18 protein-coding genes and 1 tRNA gene are annotated in these 18530 nt (G+C 69.3%); 13 read left to right on the top strand and 6 right to left on the bottom strand.

Features of this window, described 5'->3' with window-relative positions; genetic code table 11:
• Nucleotides 1-90 precede the first annotated feature (90 nt).
• On the top strand, nucleotides 91-537 hold the full coding sequence (locus tag ACPXB1_RS20410; protein ID WP_053653175.1) for an SRPBCC family protein: 447 nt from the start codon (nucleotides 91-93) through the stop codon (nucleotides 535-537).
• Nucleotides 538-720: 183 nt separating this feature from the next.
• On the opposite strand, the gene aceE is transcribed toward ACPXB1_RS20410, so the two are convergent.
• Nucleotides 721-3459 (bottom strand): pyruvate dehydrogenase (acetyl-transferring), homodimeric type, encoded by a 2739-nt coding sequence (gene aceE / locus ACPXB1_RS20405; RefSeq protein WP_355595213.1) that lies wholly within the window; start codon nucleotides 3457-3459, stop codon nucleotides 721-723.
• A gap of 175 nt (nucleotides 3460-3634) precedes the next feature.
• Here aceE and ACPXB1_RS20400 point away from each other — a divergent pair, with 175 nt between their 5' ends.
• The 6 genes from ACPXB1_RS20400 (at nucleotide 3635) to ACPXB1_RS20375 (ending at nucleotide 8911) form a co-directional block, all read left to right on the top strand.
• The gene (locus ACPXB1_RS20400) at nucleotides 3635-4069 is read left to right on the top strand and encodes a hypothetical protein (RefSeq protein ID WP_355630679.1); all 435 of its coding nucleotides are present in this window, start codon (nucleotides 3635-3637) and stop codon (nucleotides 4067-4069) included.
• Between the two features lie 26 nt (nucleotides 4070-4095).
• Complete coding sequence (locus ACPXB1_RS20395) at nucleotides 4096-4500, top strand: secondary thiamine-phosphate synthase enzyme YjbQ (protein ID WP_197281448.1); 405 nt, start codon at nucleotides 4096-4098, stop codon at nucleotides 4498-4500.
• A 701-nt stretch (nucleotides 4501-5201) separates the two neighbouring features.
• Nucleotides 5202-7664 carry a thiamine pyrophosphate-dependent enzyme gene (locus ACPXB1_RS20390; protein ID WP_425735698.1) on the top strand — a complete coding sequence of 821 codons (2463 nt, stop codon included), beginning with the start codon at nucleotides 5202-5204 and terminating at the stop codon, nucleotides 7662-7664.
• A gap of 112 nt (nucleotides 7665-7776) precedes the next feature.
• On the top strand, nucleotides 7777-8214 hold the full coding sequence (locus tag ACPXB1_RS20385; RefSeq protein ID WP_030330240.1) for a DUF3052 domain-containing protein: 438 nt from the start codon (nucleotides 7777-7779) through the stop codon (nucleotides 8212-8214).
• Between the two features lie 80 nt (nucleotides 8215-8294).
• Nucleotides 8295-8759: a peroxiredoxin gene (locus ACPXB1_RS20380; protein ID WP_355595217.1), complete on the top strand. Its 465-nt coding sequence runs from the start codon at nucleotides 8295-8297 to the stop codon at nucleotides 8757-8759.
• A gap of 80 nt (nucleotides 8760-8839) precedes the next feature.
• Nucleotides 8840-8911, top strand: a tRNA-Val gene (locus ACPXB1_RS20375).
• A 112-nt stretch (nucleotides 8912-9023) separates the two neighbouring features.
• Here the strand turns inward: ACPXB1_RS20375 and ACPXB1_RS20370 are convergent.
• Nucleotides 9024-9854 (bottom strand): DUF1963 domain-containing protein, encoded by an 831-nt coding sequence (locus tag ACPXB1_RS20370; RefSeq protein WP_355628984.1) that lies wholly within the window; start codon nucleotides 9852-9854, stop codon nucleotides 9024-9026.
• A 172-nt stretch (nucleotides 9855-10026) separates the two neighbouring features.
• Nucleotides 10027-10473, bottom strand: a complete 447-nt coding sequence (locus ACPXB1_RS20365; protein ID WP_355595221.1) for a hypothetical protein — start codon at nucleotides 10471-10473, stop codon at nucleotides 10027-10029.
• 620 nt (nucleotides 10474-11093) lie between these two features.
• Here ACPXB1_RS20365 and ACPXB1_RS20360 point away from each other — a divergent pair.
• A complete protein-coding gene (locus tag ACPXB1_RS20360) occupies nucleotides 11094-11810 on the top strand; it encodes an RICIN domain-containing protein (RefSeq protein WP_355595223.1) in 717 nt (238 codons plus the stop codon).
• A gap of 113 nt (nucleotides 11811-11923) precedes the next feature.
• Here the strand turns inward: ACPXB1_RS20360 and ACPXB1_RS20355 are convergent, their stop codons facing one another.
• Nucleotides 11924-13129, bottom strand: a complete 1206-nt coding sequence (locus tag ACPXB1_RS20355) for a hypothetical protein (protein WP_355595225.1) — start codon at nucleotides 13127-13129, stop codon at nucleotides 11924-11926.
• The gene (locus ACPXB1_RS20350) at nucleotides 13126-14079 is read right to left on the bottom strand and encodes a hypothetical protein (protein WP_425735660.1); all 954 of its coding nucleotides are present in this window, start codon (nucleotides 14077-14079) and stop codon (nucleotides 13126-13128) included. Before ACPXB1_RS20350 ends, ACPXB1_RS20355 begins: the two co-directional genes overlap by 4 nt.
• A gap of 200 nt (nucleotides 14080-14279) precedes the next feature.
• Here ACPXB1_RS20350 and ACPXB1_RS20345 point away from each other — a divergent pair, with 200 nt between their 5' ends.
• From ACPXB1_RS20345 to ACPXB1_RS20330, 4 genes are all read left to right on the top strand, one after another.
• Entirely contained in the window at nucleotides 14280-15077 is a 798-nt protein-coding gene (locus ACPXB1_RS20345; protein ID WP_355595229.1) for an alpha/beta fold hydrolase, read from the top strand.
• 156 nt (nucleotides 15078-15233) lie between these two features.
• Nucleotides 15234-15863, top strand: a complete 630-nt coding sequence (locus ACPXB1_RS20340; RefSeq protein WP_355595231.1) for an HAD-IA family hydrolase — start codon at nucleotides 15234-15236, stop codon at nucleotides 15861-15863.
• A gap of 122 nt (nucleotides 15864-15985) precedes the next feature.
• The gene (locus ACPXB1_RS20335) at nucleotides 15986-16453 is read left to right on the top strand and encodes a GNAT family N-acetyltransferase (protein ID WP_355595233.1); all 468 of its coding nucleotides are present in this window, start codon (nucleotides 15986-15988) and stop codon (nucleotides 16451-16453) included.
• Between the two features lie 87 nt (nucleotides 16454-16540).
• A complete protein-coding gene (locus ACPXB1_RS20330; protein ID WP_355595235.1) occupies nucleotides 16541-17683 on the top strand; it encodes a polysaccharide pyruvyl transferase family protein in 1143 nt (380 codons plus the stop codon).
• A gap of 8 nt (nucleotides 17684-17691) precedes the next feature.
• Here ACPXB1_RS20330 and ACPXB1_RS20325 read toward each other — a convergent pair whose 3' ends face one another.
• Nucleotides 17692-17898, bottom strand: a complete 207-nt coding sequence (locus ACPXB1_RS20325) for a hypothetical protein (RefSeq protein WP_167943160.1) — start codon at nucleotides 17896-17898, stop codon at nucleotides 17692-17694.
• Between the two features lie 82 nt (nucleotides 17899-17980).
• On the opposite strand from ACPXB1_RS20325, the gene ACPXB1_RS20320 reads away from it, so the two are divergent.
• The gene (locus tag ACPXB1_RS20320; RefSeq protein WP_355595237.1) at nucleotides 17981-18502 is read left to right on the top strand and encodes a DinB family protein; all 522 of its coding nucleotides are present in this window, start codon (nucleotides 17981-17983) and stop codon (nucleotides 18500-18502) included.
• Nucleotides 18503-18530 lie beyond the last annotated feature (28 nt).

The raw sequence follows: 18530 nt of genomic DNA, 5'->3' as shown, positions 1-18530 counted from the left end.
CGTGTCTTTTTCCGAACCCGTCCAGGTAAGTCCGATTTAACGCATAGAGTGCCGATATCGTGGGATGTCCTCACTGGAGGAAAGACGGAAATGATCCTCGTGGAACGTAGTGCGCACGTGGCGGCGCCGATGGAAGTGGTCTGGGACGTCGTACAGCGGGCCGAGCAGTTGCCGGCCTGGCTGGCGGGAGTCCGCGCGGCCGAAGTGCTCTCCGGAGAGGGCTTCGGCCGGCGGCAACTGGTCCAGGCAGGGCGCGGTTCGGCGCATGAGGCCGAGGTGATCGCCTACCAGGAGCCGACGTTGATCGGCTGGCGAGAGCGGGCCAAGGGTGCCGGTGCTCGTGCGGAGGCGCGCACCGAGATCTACGTCCAGCTCACCGCGGACGAGGAGGAGGGCGGGACCATCGTGCGACTCATAGTGGTCCGCTGGCCGGCCGGCCCGGTCAAGGCGGCCCTGCTGCGCCTTGGCCTGCGCCGGGTGGGCGCCGACCTGGAGGAGTCGCTGGCCCGGCTCACCGACCTGGCCGCAGTCGGCTGACGCCGCACCTCCTGGCGTCACCCGCCCCGGCGGTGGCCCGGGATCCCCGCCAGGGACTCCGGACCGCCGTCGCCCCACCTCACCCGCCGTCCGCCCGGTCGATCGGGGAGTACGGGGCGAGGGCGCGGGTGCACCAAAAAGGGCCCGGCGCGGGTGCGCCGGGCCCTTCTCGTTACCGCTTGATCAGCTGTCCCCGCCGGTCTCCCCGACCGGGGCGGCGTTGACGTCGTCGATCGCGTACTTCTTGGCGGCCTCGGCCGGCACCGTGGCCGGCACCGCGCCACTGCGGGCGAGCTGCCGCAGCGTGGCGACCACGATCGACTCCGCGTCGACGTGGAAGTGCCGGCGCAGCGCGTGCCGGGTGTCCGACATGCCGAACCCGTCGGTGCCGAGCGACGTGTAGTCGCCCGGTACCCAGCGGGAGATCAGGTCCGGTACGGCCCGCATCCAGTCGCTCACCGCGACCTTCGGCCCCTCGGCGTCGGCAAGCTTCTGCGCGATGTACGGGACCTTCGCCTCCGCACCCGGGTTGAGCAGGTTGTACTCCTCGACCTGCACCGCGTCGCGGCGCAGCTCCGTCCAGGAGGTCACCGACCACACCTCGGCAGCCACCCCCCAGTCCTGGGCGAGCAACTGCTGGGCCTTGAGCGCCCACTGCATGCCCGTGCCGGAGGCGAGCACGTTTGCCTTCGGACCGTCGACCTGCGGCGCGGGGGAGTAGCGGTAGATGCCCTTGAGCAGGCCCTCCACGTCCACCCCCTCCGGCTCGGCCGGCTGAAGGATCGGCTCGTTGTAGACCGTCAGGTAGTAGAAGACGTTCTCCTGCGCGTCCCCGTACATCCGGTGCAGGCCGTTCTCCATGATGTGCGCGATCTCGAAGGAGAACGCCGGGTCGTACGCGACGACCGCCGGGTTGGTGGCGGCCAGCAGCAGCGAGTGCCCGTCCTCGTGCTGGAGGCCCTCGCCGTTGAGCGTGGTCCGCCCCGCGGTCGCGCCCAGCAGGAAGCCCCGCGTCATCTGGTCGGCAGCCGCCCACAGCCCGTCGGCGGTCCGCTGGAACCCGAACATCGAGTAGAAGATGTACATCGGGATCATTGGCTCGTCGTGGGTGGCGTACGCCGAGCCCGCGGCGGTGAACGAGGCGACCGATCCGGCCTCGTTGATGCCCTCGTGCAGGATCTGCCCGGTCGTCGACTCCTTGTACGACAGGAACAGCTCCCTGTCGACCGAGGTGTAGCGCTGACCGTGCGGCGAGTAGATCTTCGCGGTCGGGAAGATCGAGTCGAGGCCGAAGGTACGCGCCTCGTCCGGGATGATCGGCACCCAGCGCTTGCCGAACTCCTTGTCCTTCATGATGTCCTTGAGCAGGCGGACGAAGGCCATCGTGGTGGCCACCTTCTGCTTGCCCGAGCCGCGCTTGACGTCGGCGAACCGCTCCGGCCCGGGAATGGCCAGCCGCTTGGTGCTGGTCCGCCGGGACGGCAGGTAGCCGCCGAGCTGCTCGCGCCGCTCCTTGAGGTACGCCAGCTCCTCGGACTTCTCACCCGGGTGGTAGTACGGCGGCAGGTAGGGGTTCTCCTCCAGTGCCGAGTCCGGGATGTCCAGGTAGAGCCGGTCGCGGAAGGTCTTCAGATCCTCAAGCGTCAGCTTCTTCATCTGGTGGGTCGCGTTGCGGCCCTCGAAGTGCGAGCCGAGCGTCCAGCCCTTGATCGTCTTCGCCAGGATGACAGTCGGCTGGCCGGTGTGCTCGGTGGCCGCCTTGTAGGCCGCGTAGAGCTTCCGGTAGTCGTGCCCACCCCGCTTGAGGTTCCAGATCTCGTCGTCGCTCAGCGGCTCGACCATCTTGCGGGTCCGCGCGTCGCGGCCGAAGAAGTGCTCCCGCACGTACGCGCCGGACTCCGCCTTGTAGGTCTGGTAGTCACCGTCGGTCGTGGTGTTCATGAGGTTGACAAGCGCGCCGTCGGTGTCGGCGGCGAGCAGCGGGTCCCACTCACGACCCCAGACGACCTTGATCACGTTCCAGCCGGCGCCCCGGAAGAACGACTCCAGCTCCTGCATGACCTTGCCGTTGCCCCGGACCGGGCCGTCCAGCCGCTGTAGGTTGCAGTTGATCACGAAGGTGAGGTTGTCCAGCTCCTCGCGGGCGGCCACACCGATCGCGCCGAGCGTCTCCGGTTCGTCCATCTCACCGTCGCCGAGGAACGCCCACACGTGCTGCTGGGACGTGTCCTTGATGCCGCGGTGCTGCAGGTACCTGTTGAACCGGGCCTGGTAGATCGCGTTCAGACCGCCGAGACCCATCGAAACGGTGGGGAACTCCCAGAAGTCCGGCATGAGCCGCGGGTGCGGGTACGACGGCAGGCCGCCGCCCGGGTGGGACAGCTCCTGGCGGAACCCGTCGAGCTGGTGCTCGCTGAGCCGGCCCTCCAGGAACGCCCGCGCGTACATGCCGGGGGAGGCGTGACCCTGGTAGAAGATCTGGTCGCCGCCGCCGGGGTGGTTCTTGCCCCGGAAGAAGTGGTTGAAGCCCACCTCGTAGAGCGACGCCGAGCTGGCGAACGTCGAGATGTGCCCGCCGACGCCGATCTCCGGGCGCTGTGCCCGGTGCACAAGCATCGCGGCGTTCCACCGGACGTACGCCCGGATCCGACGCTCGACGTGCTCGTCACCCGGGAACCACGGTTCGCGCTCCGACGGGATGGTGTTGATGTAGTCGGTGGTGGTCAGGGGTGGAACCCCGACCTGGCGCTCCCGAGCCCGCTCCAGCAGGCGCAGCATGACGTAGCGAGCGCGTTTGGCGCCGCGATCGTCGATGACACCATCAAGCGACTCGACCCATTCGCTTGTCTCTTCAGGGTCGATGTCCGGAAGCTGGCTCGGTAGGCCGTCGCTGATCACCGGGCGCTTGCGTTCCGTAGCCACAGGCGGTCCCTCGGTTGTGTGTGGGATAGGTCTCTAGCGCCATCCTGCCCCCTGGTGGCACCCCTCGTCACGTCTAGGTGCCCCGGACGCGATGCTGAACACAGGTACCCATCGGTAACTTAGTGCGACGGTCGCCCGAACCCCTCTTTTGCCCGGCGCCACTACCGTGCCGGGCATGGACAGGCGACGGGTGGTGGTGGGTGGCCTTCTGCTGGCGGCCGGCGTCCTCGCGGTGCTTCCGGCCGCGCGGGTGCTGTTGACAGGCGACCTGGCACCGCTGCCGATAATGATCATCGGCGGCGGCGCCATGCTCTTCGGCGCGGTGCGGCTACGCGCTGGCCTTCGCGCTCCGGCACCACGCCGCCCGGTGCGCCCTGGCCCCGGGCAGGGCATGCGGCACGCGGACACCAGCATCCCGGGGACGTACTACGGCGGATCAGACAGTGGGAGTTGGTCCGGCGGCGGAGACTCCGGTGGTGGCTGGTCCGGCGGTGGAGATTCCGGTGGCTCGTCCGGTGGTGGCTGGTCCGGCGGTGGAGATTCCGGCGGCGGCTGGTCCGGCGGCTCGTCCGGGGGTGACGGCGGTGGCGGTGGTGGTGGCGGTTCCTGACCGCGTACTGCGGCAGAATGCGGCGTATGCGCAGTGACGTGATCACCGTCCAGACCGGGTCGCGGCCGACCGTCCGGGACATCACCGCCGAGGCACAGGCGTTCGTCTCCAGCGAAGGCGACGGACTGCTGCACGTGTTCGTGCCACACGCCACCGCCGGCCTGGCGATCATCGAGACCGGCGCCGGCTCCGACGACGACCTGCTCACCGCGATCGACGCCCTGTTGCCCACCGACGGCCGCTGGCGGCACCGGCACGGCTCGCCCGGCCACGGACGCGACCACGTGCTGCCGGCGTTCATCCCGCCGTACGCGACGGTCCCGGTGCTCGACGGCCGACTGACCCTTGGCACCTGGCAGTCGATCTGCCTCGTCGACACCAACGGCGACAATCCCACCCGCCAGGTCCGCTTCTCGTTCCTACCCGGCTGACGCCGCCGCGGCCCGCCCTCGCGCCGCCGCGCCGCCGTCCCGCCTCAAGATCCGCGCAACTTCCTGGAAAGTGTTGCCTCGGCGCGTGCCGAGGCAACACTTTCACTGGTTTTGCGCGGATCTTGAACCCGGGTGCGGGTGCGGGTGCGGGTGCGGCCGTGTTGCCTCAAGATCCGCGCAACTACCCGGAAAGTGCTGCCTCGGCACACGCCGAGGCAGCACTTTCACTAATCTTGTGCGGATCTTGAGCCGGCTCGGTCGCCTGCTGCCCGCGCGGTGCGGGGTCGGGTCATGGGTAGGGGTCGGGGTGATGTCTGACTCCCGACTTCCGGCCGGGCTGGCTGGTCGGGAGTTTCCCTGCCCTGCGTGACCTGGTGTGGAAGGTGCCCGACAGTGGCTGCGCGCAGGCGTGTGAACCGGCGCCAGTCGACCCGTGCCCGCCGTGTCCCAGTGGGCGACTATGGCCCGCGTCGGTAATGCTGTGCGACGTGACCACCCCGCAAGATCTCGACGACCGCTTCCGGGAGACGCTGGCGGCACTTCCCGCCGAGCAACGCCGGCGTGATGCCGCCGACCCGGTCACCGACGACGCTCCACTGACCGGCGCGCAACTGCTCGACCTGTTCGACGCGCAGGTCACCAGCAGGCAGCTCGACCTTGCCGGTCGCTGGCTACGCAGCTTCGGAGAGGGCTTCTACACGATCGGTTCGGCCGGGCACGAGGGCAACGCCGCGGTCGCCGCCGCGCTGCGCCCCACCGACCCGGCGCTGCTGCACTACCGCTCCGGGGCTTTCTACTGCGTGCGCGCCGCCCAGGCCGCCGCCGACCCGCCACCGACGTCCACCGTCGAGCCGAACTCCGCGGCCGGGTCCGACTCCAGCGCGGCGCCGACCTCCGCTGTGGGATCCGGCTCCAGCGCCGCGCCGACCTCCGCTGTCGGGCCCGCCTCCGCTGTCGGGCCCGCCTCCAGCGCCGTGCCCACCTCCGCTGCCATGCCCACCTCTGCGGCCGGGTCCGCCTCCAACGTCGAGCCGGCCTCCGCTGCCGGACCCGCTTCCGCTGCCGGACTCGCCTCGACCGCCGTGCCGGCCCCCAGCGCCGAGTCACGGTCCAGCGCAGGCCCTTCGACCGAGGGGGAGCCGGCGGCCGACCCCGCCGCAGAGGTGCCGGCCAGGTCCACGCCGCTCGGTGGCTTCGAGGCGTACGCGGAGGCGGCCCGGGACGTGCTGCGGGGCATGGTCGCCTCCAGCCAGGAGCCGATCGCCGGCGGGCGGCACAAGGTGTTCGGCCGGGCCGATCTGGCCATCGTGCCGACCACGTCCACCATCGCCTCGCACCTGCCCCGGGCGGTCGGGATGGGGCTGGCCGTGGAGCGGCTGCGCCGGATGGAAAGCGCCGGCCGGCGTACCGGGGCGGGGGCTCAGGTGGGCGGTGCCGGGAACGCGCCGTGGCCGAAGGACGCCATAGTGGTCTGCTCTTTCGGCGACGCGTCGGTCAACCACGCGAGCGCCACCGCCGCCTTCAACACTGCCGGCTGGTACGACCACGCGGGGCTGCGCATCCCGGTGCTCTTCGTCTGTGAGGACAACGGGCTGGGCATCAGCGTCCGCTCCCCGAAGGGCTGGGTGGAGGCGACGCTGCGTTCCAAGCCGGGTATCCGCTACTTCAGCGCCGACGGCGCGGACCCGGTGGGTACGTACGCGGCGGCGGCCGAGGCGGCGGCCTGGGTGCGTCGACACCGGCGACCGGCTGTGCTGCACCTGCACACCGTCCGGCTGATGGGGCATGCGGGCGCGGACGCCGAGTCGGCGTACCGCAGCCCGGCCGAGCTCGCCGACGACGTGGCCCGGGACCCGGTGGCCGCCACCGCCCGGCTGCTCGTCGAGGCGGGCGTGGCGACGGGCGAGGAGTTGCTGGCCCGGTACGACGAGACCGGCTGGCAGATCCGCCGGCTCGCCGAGGACGTGTTGGGTGAGCCGAAGCTGGCCTCCGCAGCCGAGGTGGTGTCGGCGCTGGCACCGCGGCGCCCGGTGCGGGTCGCACGTGCGGTGGCCGACGCGGCGGCGCGGGCCAGCGGGCCCGGCGCTGGTGCCCGCGCGGAGGCGTTCGGGGGCAAGCCGCCGGAGCTGACCGGCCCGCTGACACTGGCGCAGAGCATCAACGCGGCGCTCGCCGACGGGATGCTCGACCACCCGCAGATGGCAGTCTTCGGTGAGGACGTGGCCGCAAAGGGCGGCGTGTACGGGGTGACGAAGGGTCTGCGCGACCGCTTCGGGGCGGCCCGGGTCTTCGACACACTGCTCGACGAGACGTCGGTGCTGGGGCTGGGGCTGGGCGCCGGGTTGGCCGGGATGCTGCCGGTGCCGGAGATCCAGTACCTGGCGTACCTGCACAACGCCGAGGACCAGCTGCGCGGCGAGGCCGCCACCATGCAGTTCTTCTCGCAGGGGGCGTTCCGCAACCCGATGGTGGTCCGGGTGGCCGGGCTGGCGTACCAGGAGGGTTTCGGCGGGCACTTCCACAACGACAATTCGGTGTCCGTACTCCGGGATGTGCCCGGTCTGGTGATCGCGGTGCCGGCGCGGCCGGACGATGCCGCGCCCATGCTGCGGACCTGCCTGGCCAGCGCGGCAGTGGACGGCAGCGTCTGCGTCTTCCTGGAGCCGATCGCGCTCTACCACACCCGCGACCTGTACGCCGATGGCGACGGCGAGTGGCTGGCCGGCTATCCCGAGCCGGGCTCGTGGGTGACGGGGCACGTGCCGATCGGCAGGGCGCGGGTCTACCAGGTCGGTACGGCCGACGACCTGACGATCATCACCTTCGGAAACGGGGTACGGATGTCGCTGCGGGCGGCGGCTGTTCTCGCCGAGGAGGGGGTGGGTACGAGGGTCGTGGACCTGCGGTGGCTGGCTCCGCTGCCGGTGGCCGACATCATCAGGGAGTCCTCGGCGACCGGCCGTGTGCTCGTGGTGGACGAGACACGCCGATCAGGCGGGGTCGGTGAGGGTGTCATCGCCGCGCTTGTCGACGCCGGATATGTCGGTGCGGCGCGTCGAGTAGCCGGAGTTGACTCGTTTGTACCATTAGGTCCGGCAGCACGCCAGGTTCTGGTCTCCGTGGAAGCCATTACCGAGGGTGCCCGTACGCTGCTGGCACGGTAAATTCCGATCCACCCGGTGTGCCACTTGCGCGGGGGCCCACAACTGTGTGGACTTTGCCAGACGGCGTCGGCACGACGCCGCGAGCAGGAACAAGAAGAGGAGGCACGCGACAGTGAGCGCGACCGCTGGTCAGGCCGCCGACGGGGTACGCAGCCTGGCGGACCGGTTCGGCATCGAACCGGGGATGGTCGTCATGGAGATGGGGTACGACGACGACGTCGACCAGGATCTCCGGGACGCCCTGACCGACCGCTGTGGAGACCTGGTCGACGAGGACACCGACGAGGTGGTCGACGCGGTGCTGGTGTGGTACCGCGACGGCGACGGTGACCTCTTCGAGCTTCTCGTCGACGCCCTTGGCCCGCTGGCCGACAACGGTGTCGTGTGGCTGCTGACCCCGAAGGCGGGGCGCGAGGGTCACGTAGAGCCGAGTGAGGTCGCGGAGTCCGCGCCCACCGCCGGCCTTCAGCAGACCTCGACCGTCAACGCCGGTCGGGACTGGAGCGGCGCCCGCCTGGTGCTGCGCCGGGGGGCCAAGGCCAAGAAGTAGCCCAACCGGCCCCCCGCACCCGGCGGTCCACACCGCCGGGTGTGGCAGGCTGGCGTCATCGAGCAACACGAGGAGCCCTCATGCCCATCCAGGTCGGCACCGAGGCGCCGGACTTCCTCCTGAAGGACCAGAACAACCAGGAGGTCCGCCTCTCGGCCTTCCGGGGGCGTCGCACCGTGCTGCTGGTCTTCTACCCGCTCGCCTTCACCGGCGTCTGCCAGGGCGAGCTGAGCGAAGTTCGAGACAACCTCGACGAGTACGTCAACGACGCCGTACAGGTTCTGACGGTCAGCGTCGACTCGGTCTACAGCCACAAGATCTGGGCCGACCGGGAGGGCTACCAGTTCCCGATGCTCGCCGACTTCTGGCCACACGGTGCTGTCGCCCAGGCGTACGGGGTCTTCAACGACGTGGCCGGCGTCGCCAACCGGGGCACCTTCGTCATCGACAAGACCGGCATCGTCCGCTTCGCCGAGATGAACAGCCCGGGGGAGGCCCGGGTCCAAACCCGCTGGCGCAAGGCCATCGCGGAAGCCGCCGCCTGACCCGGGGTACGCCGCGCGCCCCGAGCGGGCGGGAGCAGGTAAGCTTGCCAGCCACCGGCCCGCCACACACGGGGCGTTCCGGGCGCGTAGCTCAGTGGGAGAGCACTCGCCTTACAAGCGAGGGGTCGCAGGTTCGAAACCTGCCGCGCCCACAAACCCCTCTCACCTGCGGAAACGTGGGAGGTGTGCAGCACCACCCGATCGCTCAGGCGCTCGGACAGCACTCGCTTACCGGGCGCACCGCCTGCCGTCTGCCGCGTCGGTTCACGCGCCGTCCAGGTGGACGTACACCCGGTCGAAGCGCAGCTCGGCCAGATCCTGGCGCGGAACCATCCAGCTGATGAGGTTCTGCTCCCCGCCGTTGACCATGTCGGTGCCGTCCGCCGAGGCCAGCAGAACCCAGTCCTCGTCCGTTGGCGATTCCATGCCGGAAGCGGGCGGCCGCGGATTGGCGACCTTTGTGACCGCGTCGATGGGCCCGTTGTTGAGCTCAATGGGGAAGCCGCCCAGCTGCACCCCTCTTTCGCCGAGTGGATATACCTGCGAGTCTTCCCACGCCCTGGACAGGCCCTTGCCGCACGGATGCTCGGGGGTATCGCTGTCGTCGGCAGAGTGGAGAGGGTGATAGGGGGCGATCGTCAGGCGCAGACTCTCCACGGGCCACGGGCCATCTTCGTCTTCATCGTCTTCGTCTTCGTCTTCGTCTTCGCCCTCGACGCTCCAGGGTCGCTCGGCGACGGCTGCTCCGGCGGGGACATACAGCACCGTGCCTCCGAGGTCGCAACACGCGTCGCCGTCGTCGCCGGAGAACAGCAGCAGCTGACCGTCGGAGGGCAGGGGCAGGTCTGTCGCCTCGGCAGGCAGGGCCGCGCAGTCGATCGAGGCGACAAGGGTGAACGGCGGGTGGGGCACGTCGGCCGGAAGCCACGGGTTGCCACCCCACCGGCCTACTACCGGCCCGTCCCCGTAAGGGAGGAGCGTCGCAAACGGGCGGAGGCCGCTAATCCATTCGTCGACGTCGGCTGGCGGGATGCTTTGCTCGGCCGCCTTGGCGCGGAACGGGTCGATGAACCTTTGCATGTACGTCGAACTCATGCGCGGCAGTGTAGGGAGGAACACCGACAGGCCGGAGTGACGGTAAGCCGTCCAACTGCCTCGACGGTGTCAAACCCCCGTGGGCAAGGCTAGTCGCGTGCGCCGGCGGCCGGCCGGGTAGCGCCCCCAGCTGATCGGGCGGGACTCCGCCGGTGGCGGATCGTCCCACTGATCATCCGTTCACTGTCCGAGCCGGATGATTCGGGTGGGTCAGCCATACGCCGGCCAGCGCCACGAAGGCCACGCCGTCAGCGGCGAGGGACCAGTTGAGGGACGCCAGGAGGTGGGGCTGGGCCTGGAGCAGAGGGGTGCCGATCAGGGCCACCCAGCACGCGAAGAGCGCGACCCCGACCGCAGCGGTGGTCAGGAGCCCCGACAACCAGCCGCGGGTCGAGACCAGGGCAAGGACGACCACGACGGCCACGACGAGCGCCAGGAAGTAGAACGGCAGGTAGATGAAAATGAACGCGCCGAACCTGCCGCCGGCCTCCAACTCGCCCCACGCCTCTCGGTCTGGCCGCGAGAAGCGCAGACCGTAACCGAGGATCGCGCAGGCGATCGCGACCGCACAAGCGGCGACTGTCTGCGAGGCTCGTCGACGGTTCCTCGAATTTCCCATGGCACACCGTACTTGCTCTGCGGCAGGCGGCGGCTCCGCCCTGCGGCTCCCTGCCGGAACCGAGCCTCGACGGCGCCGGGGCGGCGGACGGTCAGTCACCGGGCCGCACCCGGTGCGTGGACGAGCCGGCCGAGCGCCCAGAACTATCGGCGGGCCCACCTGCTCGGCGGTGCCGGGGTTCGCACTTTCGGTGGGATGAGGGGTATTTGTGGCTGAGCATTACCGTCCGAGACGGCGGCAATCGGAAGATCTTCGCTATTCAAGATAATGTTACGACCTGTGTTGCGGATGCTTGGGATACCCAATTTGTCGGCAGTGGACCGATGTATTTGATCGGCATTCCTGATTGCCTTATTGTAAATCGCATTTAGGGTTCCGGCCAGCCGGTGGATCCGACGCCGCCGCCCAGCGTCCACATCGAGCCGAGGAACCAGGCGGGCCACCCCGCAGGCACAGTTTTGCCAGCCGCTTGACCTGTTGTCGGCCATCAGCCGCACCCGTACGGTTGCCGCACCAGCATTCCGTGTGATTAGCCAGATGAATTGTGGCAATTGCAGCGGTGCTGATGGAATCGGAATTCATCTTTGATGGGATTTAATGTGAAGAAAATGAGAAGGTCTGTGGCGGTCTTGGCGGTTCTGGCCATGGCGGCGGCGGGATGTGGGCAGGACGCAGAGTCGAGCCCGTCTGCGTCCGAGCCGGCCACGCCGACGAGCGCGGCATCCGCAGCTGCGTCCGCGTCCGCATCCGCGCCCGCGGCGGTCGACATCGACACGTCCACCAACGAGAAGCCGGTGGACGGTTCGGACGCCGCTGCCGTGAAGACGGTCGACGTCAAGGCGCGGCCGGCGGCGCAGGCCCCAGCCTCGGCGTCGGGGTACTACAAGCTCAAGACCGTGTTCCGCGGCGAGGACGAGTGCCTGGAAGGCAACCGCGTCGACGGCAACTCGACCCTCGCCGGCGCCGCGTTCCAGAACACCTGCAAGGACGTGGACGGGCAAGCCTGGAGTTTCACCAAGCGCCCCGACGGCTACTACACGCTGCGGACGAAGTTCCTCGGCGAGGAAAAGTGCCTGGAAGGCAACCAGATCGATGGGAAGGTCCTCGGCGGCGCCGCATTCCTCGACACCTGCCGCGAGGTCACCGGACAACAGTGGAAGCTGGTCGAAGCCGGTGACAACCTCTTCCGGCTACAGACGAAGTTCCGGGAGAAGGAAGGCGAATGCCTGGAAGGTAACCGGTTCGCACCGGCGTCCGTGCTGAAGGGGGCGTCGTTCACGGACAAGTGCCAGAACGTGACCGGTCAGCTCTGGTACCTCACCGCGATTCCTGCCTGACGACACTGCATTTACTGAAGGAGCCCGGACAGCAGTCCGGGCTCCTCCGCGGGCGCGTGGTGCATCCGGCGTCAGTACGGCGACGTCAAGCCGGCGCGAGAACTGCTGCGGGTCTAACCTGCCAGTCGGGATATCAGTTCATTACGCAAGGGCCACGATTCGTCATTGATGCACTCTGCTAGGCAGGCCAGCCCAAGTGCCAGAGGCCAGGAAACCGCATCCCGGTGCTTGCGCGGCAGCATCTCAAGCGGCTGACGAGGGTCCCACAGCCGCACCGGTGCGAGGCTGACCGGCATGACTTCGTGGACGAAAGACCGCTCCACTCGCCGCACTGATCGGTCGAGCATCTGGTCACCGGTGAGTCTGAGGAGGGTTGCGGCGCAGAATTCGGGCATGGCTCCCCGGCTGATCCAACGACCATGGCCAACGACAGCGCTGCCCTGTATCTCGTTCGCTTCCAGGTGGCATTCTTCCTGCAGTTCGCGCTCGGCGCCGTTGATAACAATAGTTTGGATAGTCCAGTCGGCCATGTTGTGAGGCATGTCCTTGGGTTCGAGTGCACCCGATCCGGACGGGGCAAGCAAGCCGGGGCTGCCCATGTTCTCGGGGGTCTGCGACACAAGGAGCAATTGCCCGTCGGTGGTGAAGGCAAGCGTCGATACGCCGATGATGTTCGCGAGGCGGCTTCGCCTGAAGGGGATCAGCCGTCCCTCGGGGTCGAGGATGAGATCACGACCACGAAGGGCGGGACTCTTGCGTCCCACCTCCCAGACATCCAGGGGGGCGAGCAGGTTGCTGCACAAGAAGTCGAAGTAGCGGGCGGCTCTCAGCTTGGCGACGTCGTCGCCCAGAAGATCCGATGCCAGGCAGAGCACGCGGTCGTTGTAAATCTTCCCGGTCTTGGCGCGGCGGGTCAGATAGTCAAGGGACCAGGTCCTCAAATCACGGGGAAGCACGTAGTCCGGGGTTTGAAGAATGGCGCGGATGGGTCGTTTGCGGAGTTCGGCATTCTCCCGACACAGCATTATTCCTACGTCTCGGGCGCTTTCTATGCTCGGGCCGAGGGCGACCGACTGATCTACAACGTCCTTGTATTTGTCGCCCTCTCGCGGCTGGAACCGCAATTCCTCTGAGCGGCGGCGGTTGGCCCGGGTCTCCATGAAGGAGAGGGTAGCGCCAGCAAGTCCCGCAGCCACACTAACTGGCCGAGGCGGATTGACCAGGGCGGTTGCTGCGCCGAACGAGGCCAAGACAATGCCGACGGTGGTGAGTCGGAAGCGCCACAGCCGGTAGCGCCAGATGGTCAGCTTCGTCCTCACCGATCTCTTAGCTCCAAGCATCTGCGCTCTCCGCCGGTGTGGCTGCCTCGGGTGCTGCATCCTAACGGCGGATGAAAACTTGTCGCGTACGGCCGAATCCGAGAGCCGGCAGAGAAGTGGGACAATTCTGAACACGACCGACGGCCGTGATCTTGTCTGCATCGCCTGCGTCGGATATTTGACTCCTGGGCGAGCCTACGAGCAACGTGCCCGTACCCGATCCAGCTCGTGTTGCGTGCCGATGGCCGACCGGTGCTCGGGGTGCTCGACGTAGTGGCGGATCGTTTCCGCGAGAAATGTCGGATCGACGTGCAGTGGGCCATCGGCAGCGAGAACGGTACGGGTGGGCGGCCCGGCGTCGCCGGCTGTTGCATGAGGGTGAGGTTCGCGGTGCGCCGGGCCGGTGGCGGTGGGCCGCCGGGGAGCAGCCGGTCCCAGCGGACGAAGGCGCGCCGGGCCAGCCACTGCTTGGTGATGCCCTCCCGGTCCAGGATCAGGCGCGGTCGGTCCAGCAGCAGCACGGCTGCCATGGCTGCCAGGACGACGGCCGGGACGGCAATGCTCAGGGCGAGAGCGCCGGGGATCTCGGCGAGCCGCACGCGGTCCGCGCCCGGAACCCGCTCGGTCAACACCGCACCTCCGGCCAGCCAGCCGACGAGGATCGCCCAGTGGCTGAGCCAGCGAGGGCTGGCCGTGGCGACGAAGCTCTCCGTCCCGGCCGCGATCTCCCAGGTCGCCGGACGCTGGCGGACCCGCCTGGTGAGCAGGGCATGTGCTGCCGCCGGCAGAAGTATGCATGCGGCCTGGGCGGCCGCCCAGACCACGAAGGCGAGGCCACTCGGTTCGATCCGCCAGGTCACCGGCTTGAACCACAGTTCGGTGCAGATCCGCAGGGCGAGCGCGGCCACCGCGAAGGGCCAGATCAGCAGGCGCGCCACGCGAGGGGACATGCCCGCAAGCTAGACGACCCGGGCAACCCGCCCACCAACTCACCCTGGCCCACCAGAGGAACGGTGGTGCCGTTGCGCGACAGGCACCGGGAGCGCTGGCTTGCCGCGATCGAGGTACGGACGGATCGGCGCGTTGCGTTCGTGGATGCTGTGCGCCCGTGTTGGATCGGGACCTGTGACGCCGTAGAGCGGGAGGCCGAGTGGGGTACGCGCAGGTCAACGGGCTGCGGCTCTGGTACGAGTCGTACGGCGCGGGTCGGCCGTTGGTGCTGCTGCACGGCGGCTACGGGTCGACGGAGATGTTCGCCCCGATCGTGCCGGCGCTGGCCAAGCGACGCCGGGTCGTCGCGGTGGACCTCCAGGGTCACGGGCGCACTGCCGACGTCGACAGGCCGTTGCGCTACGAGACGATGGCCGACGACATCGCCGCGCTGCTCGGGCACCTCGACCTGTCAACGGCCGATCTGCTGGGCTACTCACTCGGCGGTGGTGTCGCGTTGCGTACCGCCATCCAGCATCCGACGCTGGTACGTCGGCTGGTGCTGGTCTCCACCCCATGTCGGAGCGCCGGCTGGTATCCGGAGGTGCTGGCCGCCATGGCCGCCCAGGACGAGCGGACCGGCGAGCGGATGCGCGGCACGCCACCACACCTGCTCTACGAACGTGTCGCGCCGCGCCCGCAGGACTGGCCACGTCTGTGGGCAAAGAGCGGTGACCTGCTACGCCGTGACTACGACTGGTCGGGCGAGGTGGCCCGGCTGAGCATGCCGACGATGTTGGTCTTCGCCGACGCCGACTCGATCCCGACCAACCACGTGGCGGAGTTCTACGGGCTGCTTGGCGGCGGGCACCGCGACGCCGGTTGGGACGGCACCGACCGGCCCGCCGCCAGACTGGCTGTGCTGCCCGGCCACACGCACTACGACATCGTCGGCGCACCGGCCCTGCCGGCGGCGGTGCTGTCGTTCCTCACCCACCGGGTCGGCGCGCCCACCTGACCCCACCCCCGAGCCGGCGCGCCACCTGATCCGTCGAGGCCGCGTGCGCTGAAGTGCCGTCGGTTTGTGGTCCAGGACATGACGGCGGCCACCTGACCGGCAGTCCGCTCGGAAGCGCCCTACCCTCGGGGCAGGGCGAATTCAGGGAGCGTGATCGTGGAACTGGCGCACATCGGCGCGGTGCTGTTCGACATGGATGGCACGCTTGTGGATTCGGACCCCGCCGTGGAGCGGGCGTGGGAGCGGTGGTCGTCCGAGTACGCCGTCGACCCGGTGGCGGCGCTCGCCATAGCGCACGGCAGGCCCGCCGATCAGACCATTCGCCGGCTGCTGCCCGGGCTCGACGACGCGGCCGTCGCCGTGGCGGCGGCCCGGCAGCTGACGTTGCAGTACGACGACCTGTCGGACGTGACAGCGACCCCGGGCGCACACGAGGTGCTGGCGGTCCTTGCCCGGTTGGGGTTGCAGTGGGCGGTGGTGACAAGCGCCGACGTCCGGCTGGCGGAGGCCCGCCTCGGTGCCGCAGGCATCGAGGCGCCGGTGCTGGTGACAGTCGAGGACGTACGCGTAGGTAAGCCGGACCCGGAGGGCTATCTGCGTGCGGCCGCGTTGCTCGACGTACCGCCGGAGCGGTGCCTGGTCGTCGAGGACGCCGAGGTCGGGTTGCAGGCCGGGCGCGCGGCGGGCGCGATGACCGCGGCGCTGAAGGGACTCGACGGCGACCTGCGGCTTGTCGACCTGACGCAACTGGCGGACGGACTCGTGTCGGCTCCCACGGCACGCTGACCGGCGACGGGGACCGGGCGGCTCGCTGACGGGGTGGCAGGGTCGGGCCGGTTCTGCTCCACTTCCTGCTGGATCCCGACACCCAGAGAAAGGCGGAGCCGGTGGAGTTGACCTTGATGCCGATGAGTGAGCAGGAGCTGGCCCGGCTTCTGGGCCCGCTGGAACGCGCGTACGCCGAGGATCTGGCCACGCACCAGGGGATGAGCGTGCAGGCGGCGCGGGAGCGGTCGGCGGACCAGTTACGGCAGTTGCTGCCGGCGGGCGCGGCCACCGAGGAGGCGCTGCTGCGGCTGGCGCGGGTCGGCGACACCGAGGTCGGCTGGATCTGGGTGACCCTGCCCGGGGCGGCCGGCACCACCGACGCCACCCGGGCCTGGATTCACAACATCGAGGTGCATCCGGCGCACCGGGGACGCGGCTACGCGCGGCGGATGATCCAGCTCATGGAGGCCGAACTGGCCCGACTCGGCGTACCCGAGGTGGGGTTGAACGTCTTCGGCACGAACACCGTGGCGATCGGGCTCTATCAGAGCCTCGGGTTCCAGGTGACCGCGCAGCAGATGGCCAAGCCGATCGACCCGGTGGGCTGAGCCTGCGGCGACGCCGGTCCTCTGAGCAGGACTGTTCGTCCGTCCAGCGGGAAACCGCGCCGGACCGCACCCGGGGAGGAGCGACGGATGACGCATGGCGCCGGACTGACAATCGGTGTGCTCGGCTCGTACGGTGGTCGGAACCTCGGTGACGAGGCGATCCTCACCGGCTTGCTCACCGATCTGCGCACGCAGGAGCCGAACGCCCGGATCATCGTCTTTTCCCGTAACCCCGAGCACACCCGTGCCGCCCACCCGGACGTGGAGGCGGTGCCCTGGGAGGGCGTCAGCCGTACCGACTCGGCGCTTGTCCTGGCCCAGCTCGACCTGCTCATCCTGGGCGGTGGCGGCATCCTCTACGACCGGGAGGCCCGCCGCTACCTGCGGGTCGTCCGGGTCGCGCAGGAACGAGGGCTACCCCTTATCACGTACGCGGTGGGGGTCGGGCCGCTCAGCGACTCGGTGGACACCGGCATGGTCCGGGAGACGCTCGCCAGCGCCGTGCAGGTGACAGTCCGTGACCAGGAGTCCCGGATGGTGCTTGAGGAGGCCGGGTTGCTCAACCCGATCACTGTCACCGCCGACCCGGCGTTCCTGTTGCAGCCAGCCGACTTTCCGGCCCACCTGCTGGCCGAGGAGGGTGTGCCGGTGGGCAAACCTCTTGTCGGGATCAGCGTGCGGGAGCCGGGACGGGCCGCCGAACGCCTCGACGTCGACGGATACCACCGGCTGCTGGCCCAGATCGGCGACTTCCTGGTGCACCGGATCGACGCGCACGTGCTGTTCGTGCCGATGGAACGCGACGACATCCGGCACTCCCACGGGGTGCTGTCGCACATGGTCGCCGCCGAGCGGGGGCGGATCCTGCACGGCAACTACTCCCCGGAGCAGGTGCTCGGTCTGATGCGCCACTTCGACCTGGCCGTCGGTATGCGCCTGCACTTTTTGATCTTCGCGGCGATGGTGGGCACGCCGTTCCTCCCACTGCCGTACGCCGGCAAGGTCTTCGACCTTGCCCAGCGGCTCGGAGTGCCGGCGCTGCGTGGCGTGGAGCGGGAGGTCGAAGGGCCGCTACTTGCCGAGGTCGACCGGCTCTGGGACGAACGCGAGGAACGCGCCGAGGCCACCGCGCGGCGGGTGGCCGAGGTCTGCGAGCAGGCCCGGGGCACCTCGGAGGTCACCCGCGCGGTGCTGGAGAGCCTGCGTAGCCAGACGCTGACCCGGGTCTGATCCGGCTGTCACACCGCCGGGCCGGTCCACCGGTAGCGCCACTCGCGGTCTTCCTCGCGGGCGGACTCCAACTCGTAGATCTGCGCCTCGGCCAGCCCTCCGGAACCGAGGTGGTGGTGGGTGAGCGGCGGGCGGCCGTTGCTGTCCAGTTCCACGGTCACGGTCTGCCCGTCCGCCGCGCCGCCGACGAGGAGGATCTGCACGGAGGAAGCCATGCGCCCATCCTGCCTGCCGTGCCGCCCGCCCGCAGCGGATAGCGGGGCAGTGCGACGACAGTTGCGCGGCTAGGGTCGGCGGATGGCAGAGCAGTCCATCGATATGACGCTCGGTCCGGTGCGCGCCCGCACCGGCGACGAGCGGGCGGTGCTGGAGTCGTTCCTCGACTTCCACCGCGCCGTGCTGCTGCGCAAGCTGCGCGGTCTGTCCGACGCCGATGCCGGTCGCCGGTTGGTGCCGTCGGCGACCACGCTCGTCGGTCTGGTCAAGCACCTGACCCTGGTCGAGCGGAACTGGTTTCCGACCCTGTTGGCCCCGGAGCCCGGTGCGGTCCACCTGACCTCGGCCGAGGACGCGGCGGCGAGCTTCACGCTCGACGACCAGGACACTGTCGCCGGGCTCACCGAGGCGTACGAAAGGGCCTGCGCCCGGTCCCGGGCGGTCGCTGCGAGATTCGACCTCGACCATGTGGTGTCGCACCCGCAGCTCGGCGAGGTGTCGCTGCGCTGGATTCTCGTGCACCTCATCGAGGAGACGGCCCGGCACGCCGGTCATGCCGACATCCTGCGGGAGTTGACCGACGGCGAGACCGGCGCGGTCTGATCTGTTGCGCTCCGAACCGCTTGATCCC

Origin of the sequence: Micromonospora sp. DT68 (genome assembly GCF_049847245.1) — a bacterium.
Classification (GTDB): domain Bacteria; phylum Actinomycetota; class Actinomycetes; order Mycobacteriales; family Micromonosporaceae; genus Micromonospora; species Micromonospora profundi.
Note: the sequence above shows the minus strand (reverse complement) of the source record. Positions and strands in the feature narration are given on the sequence as shown.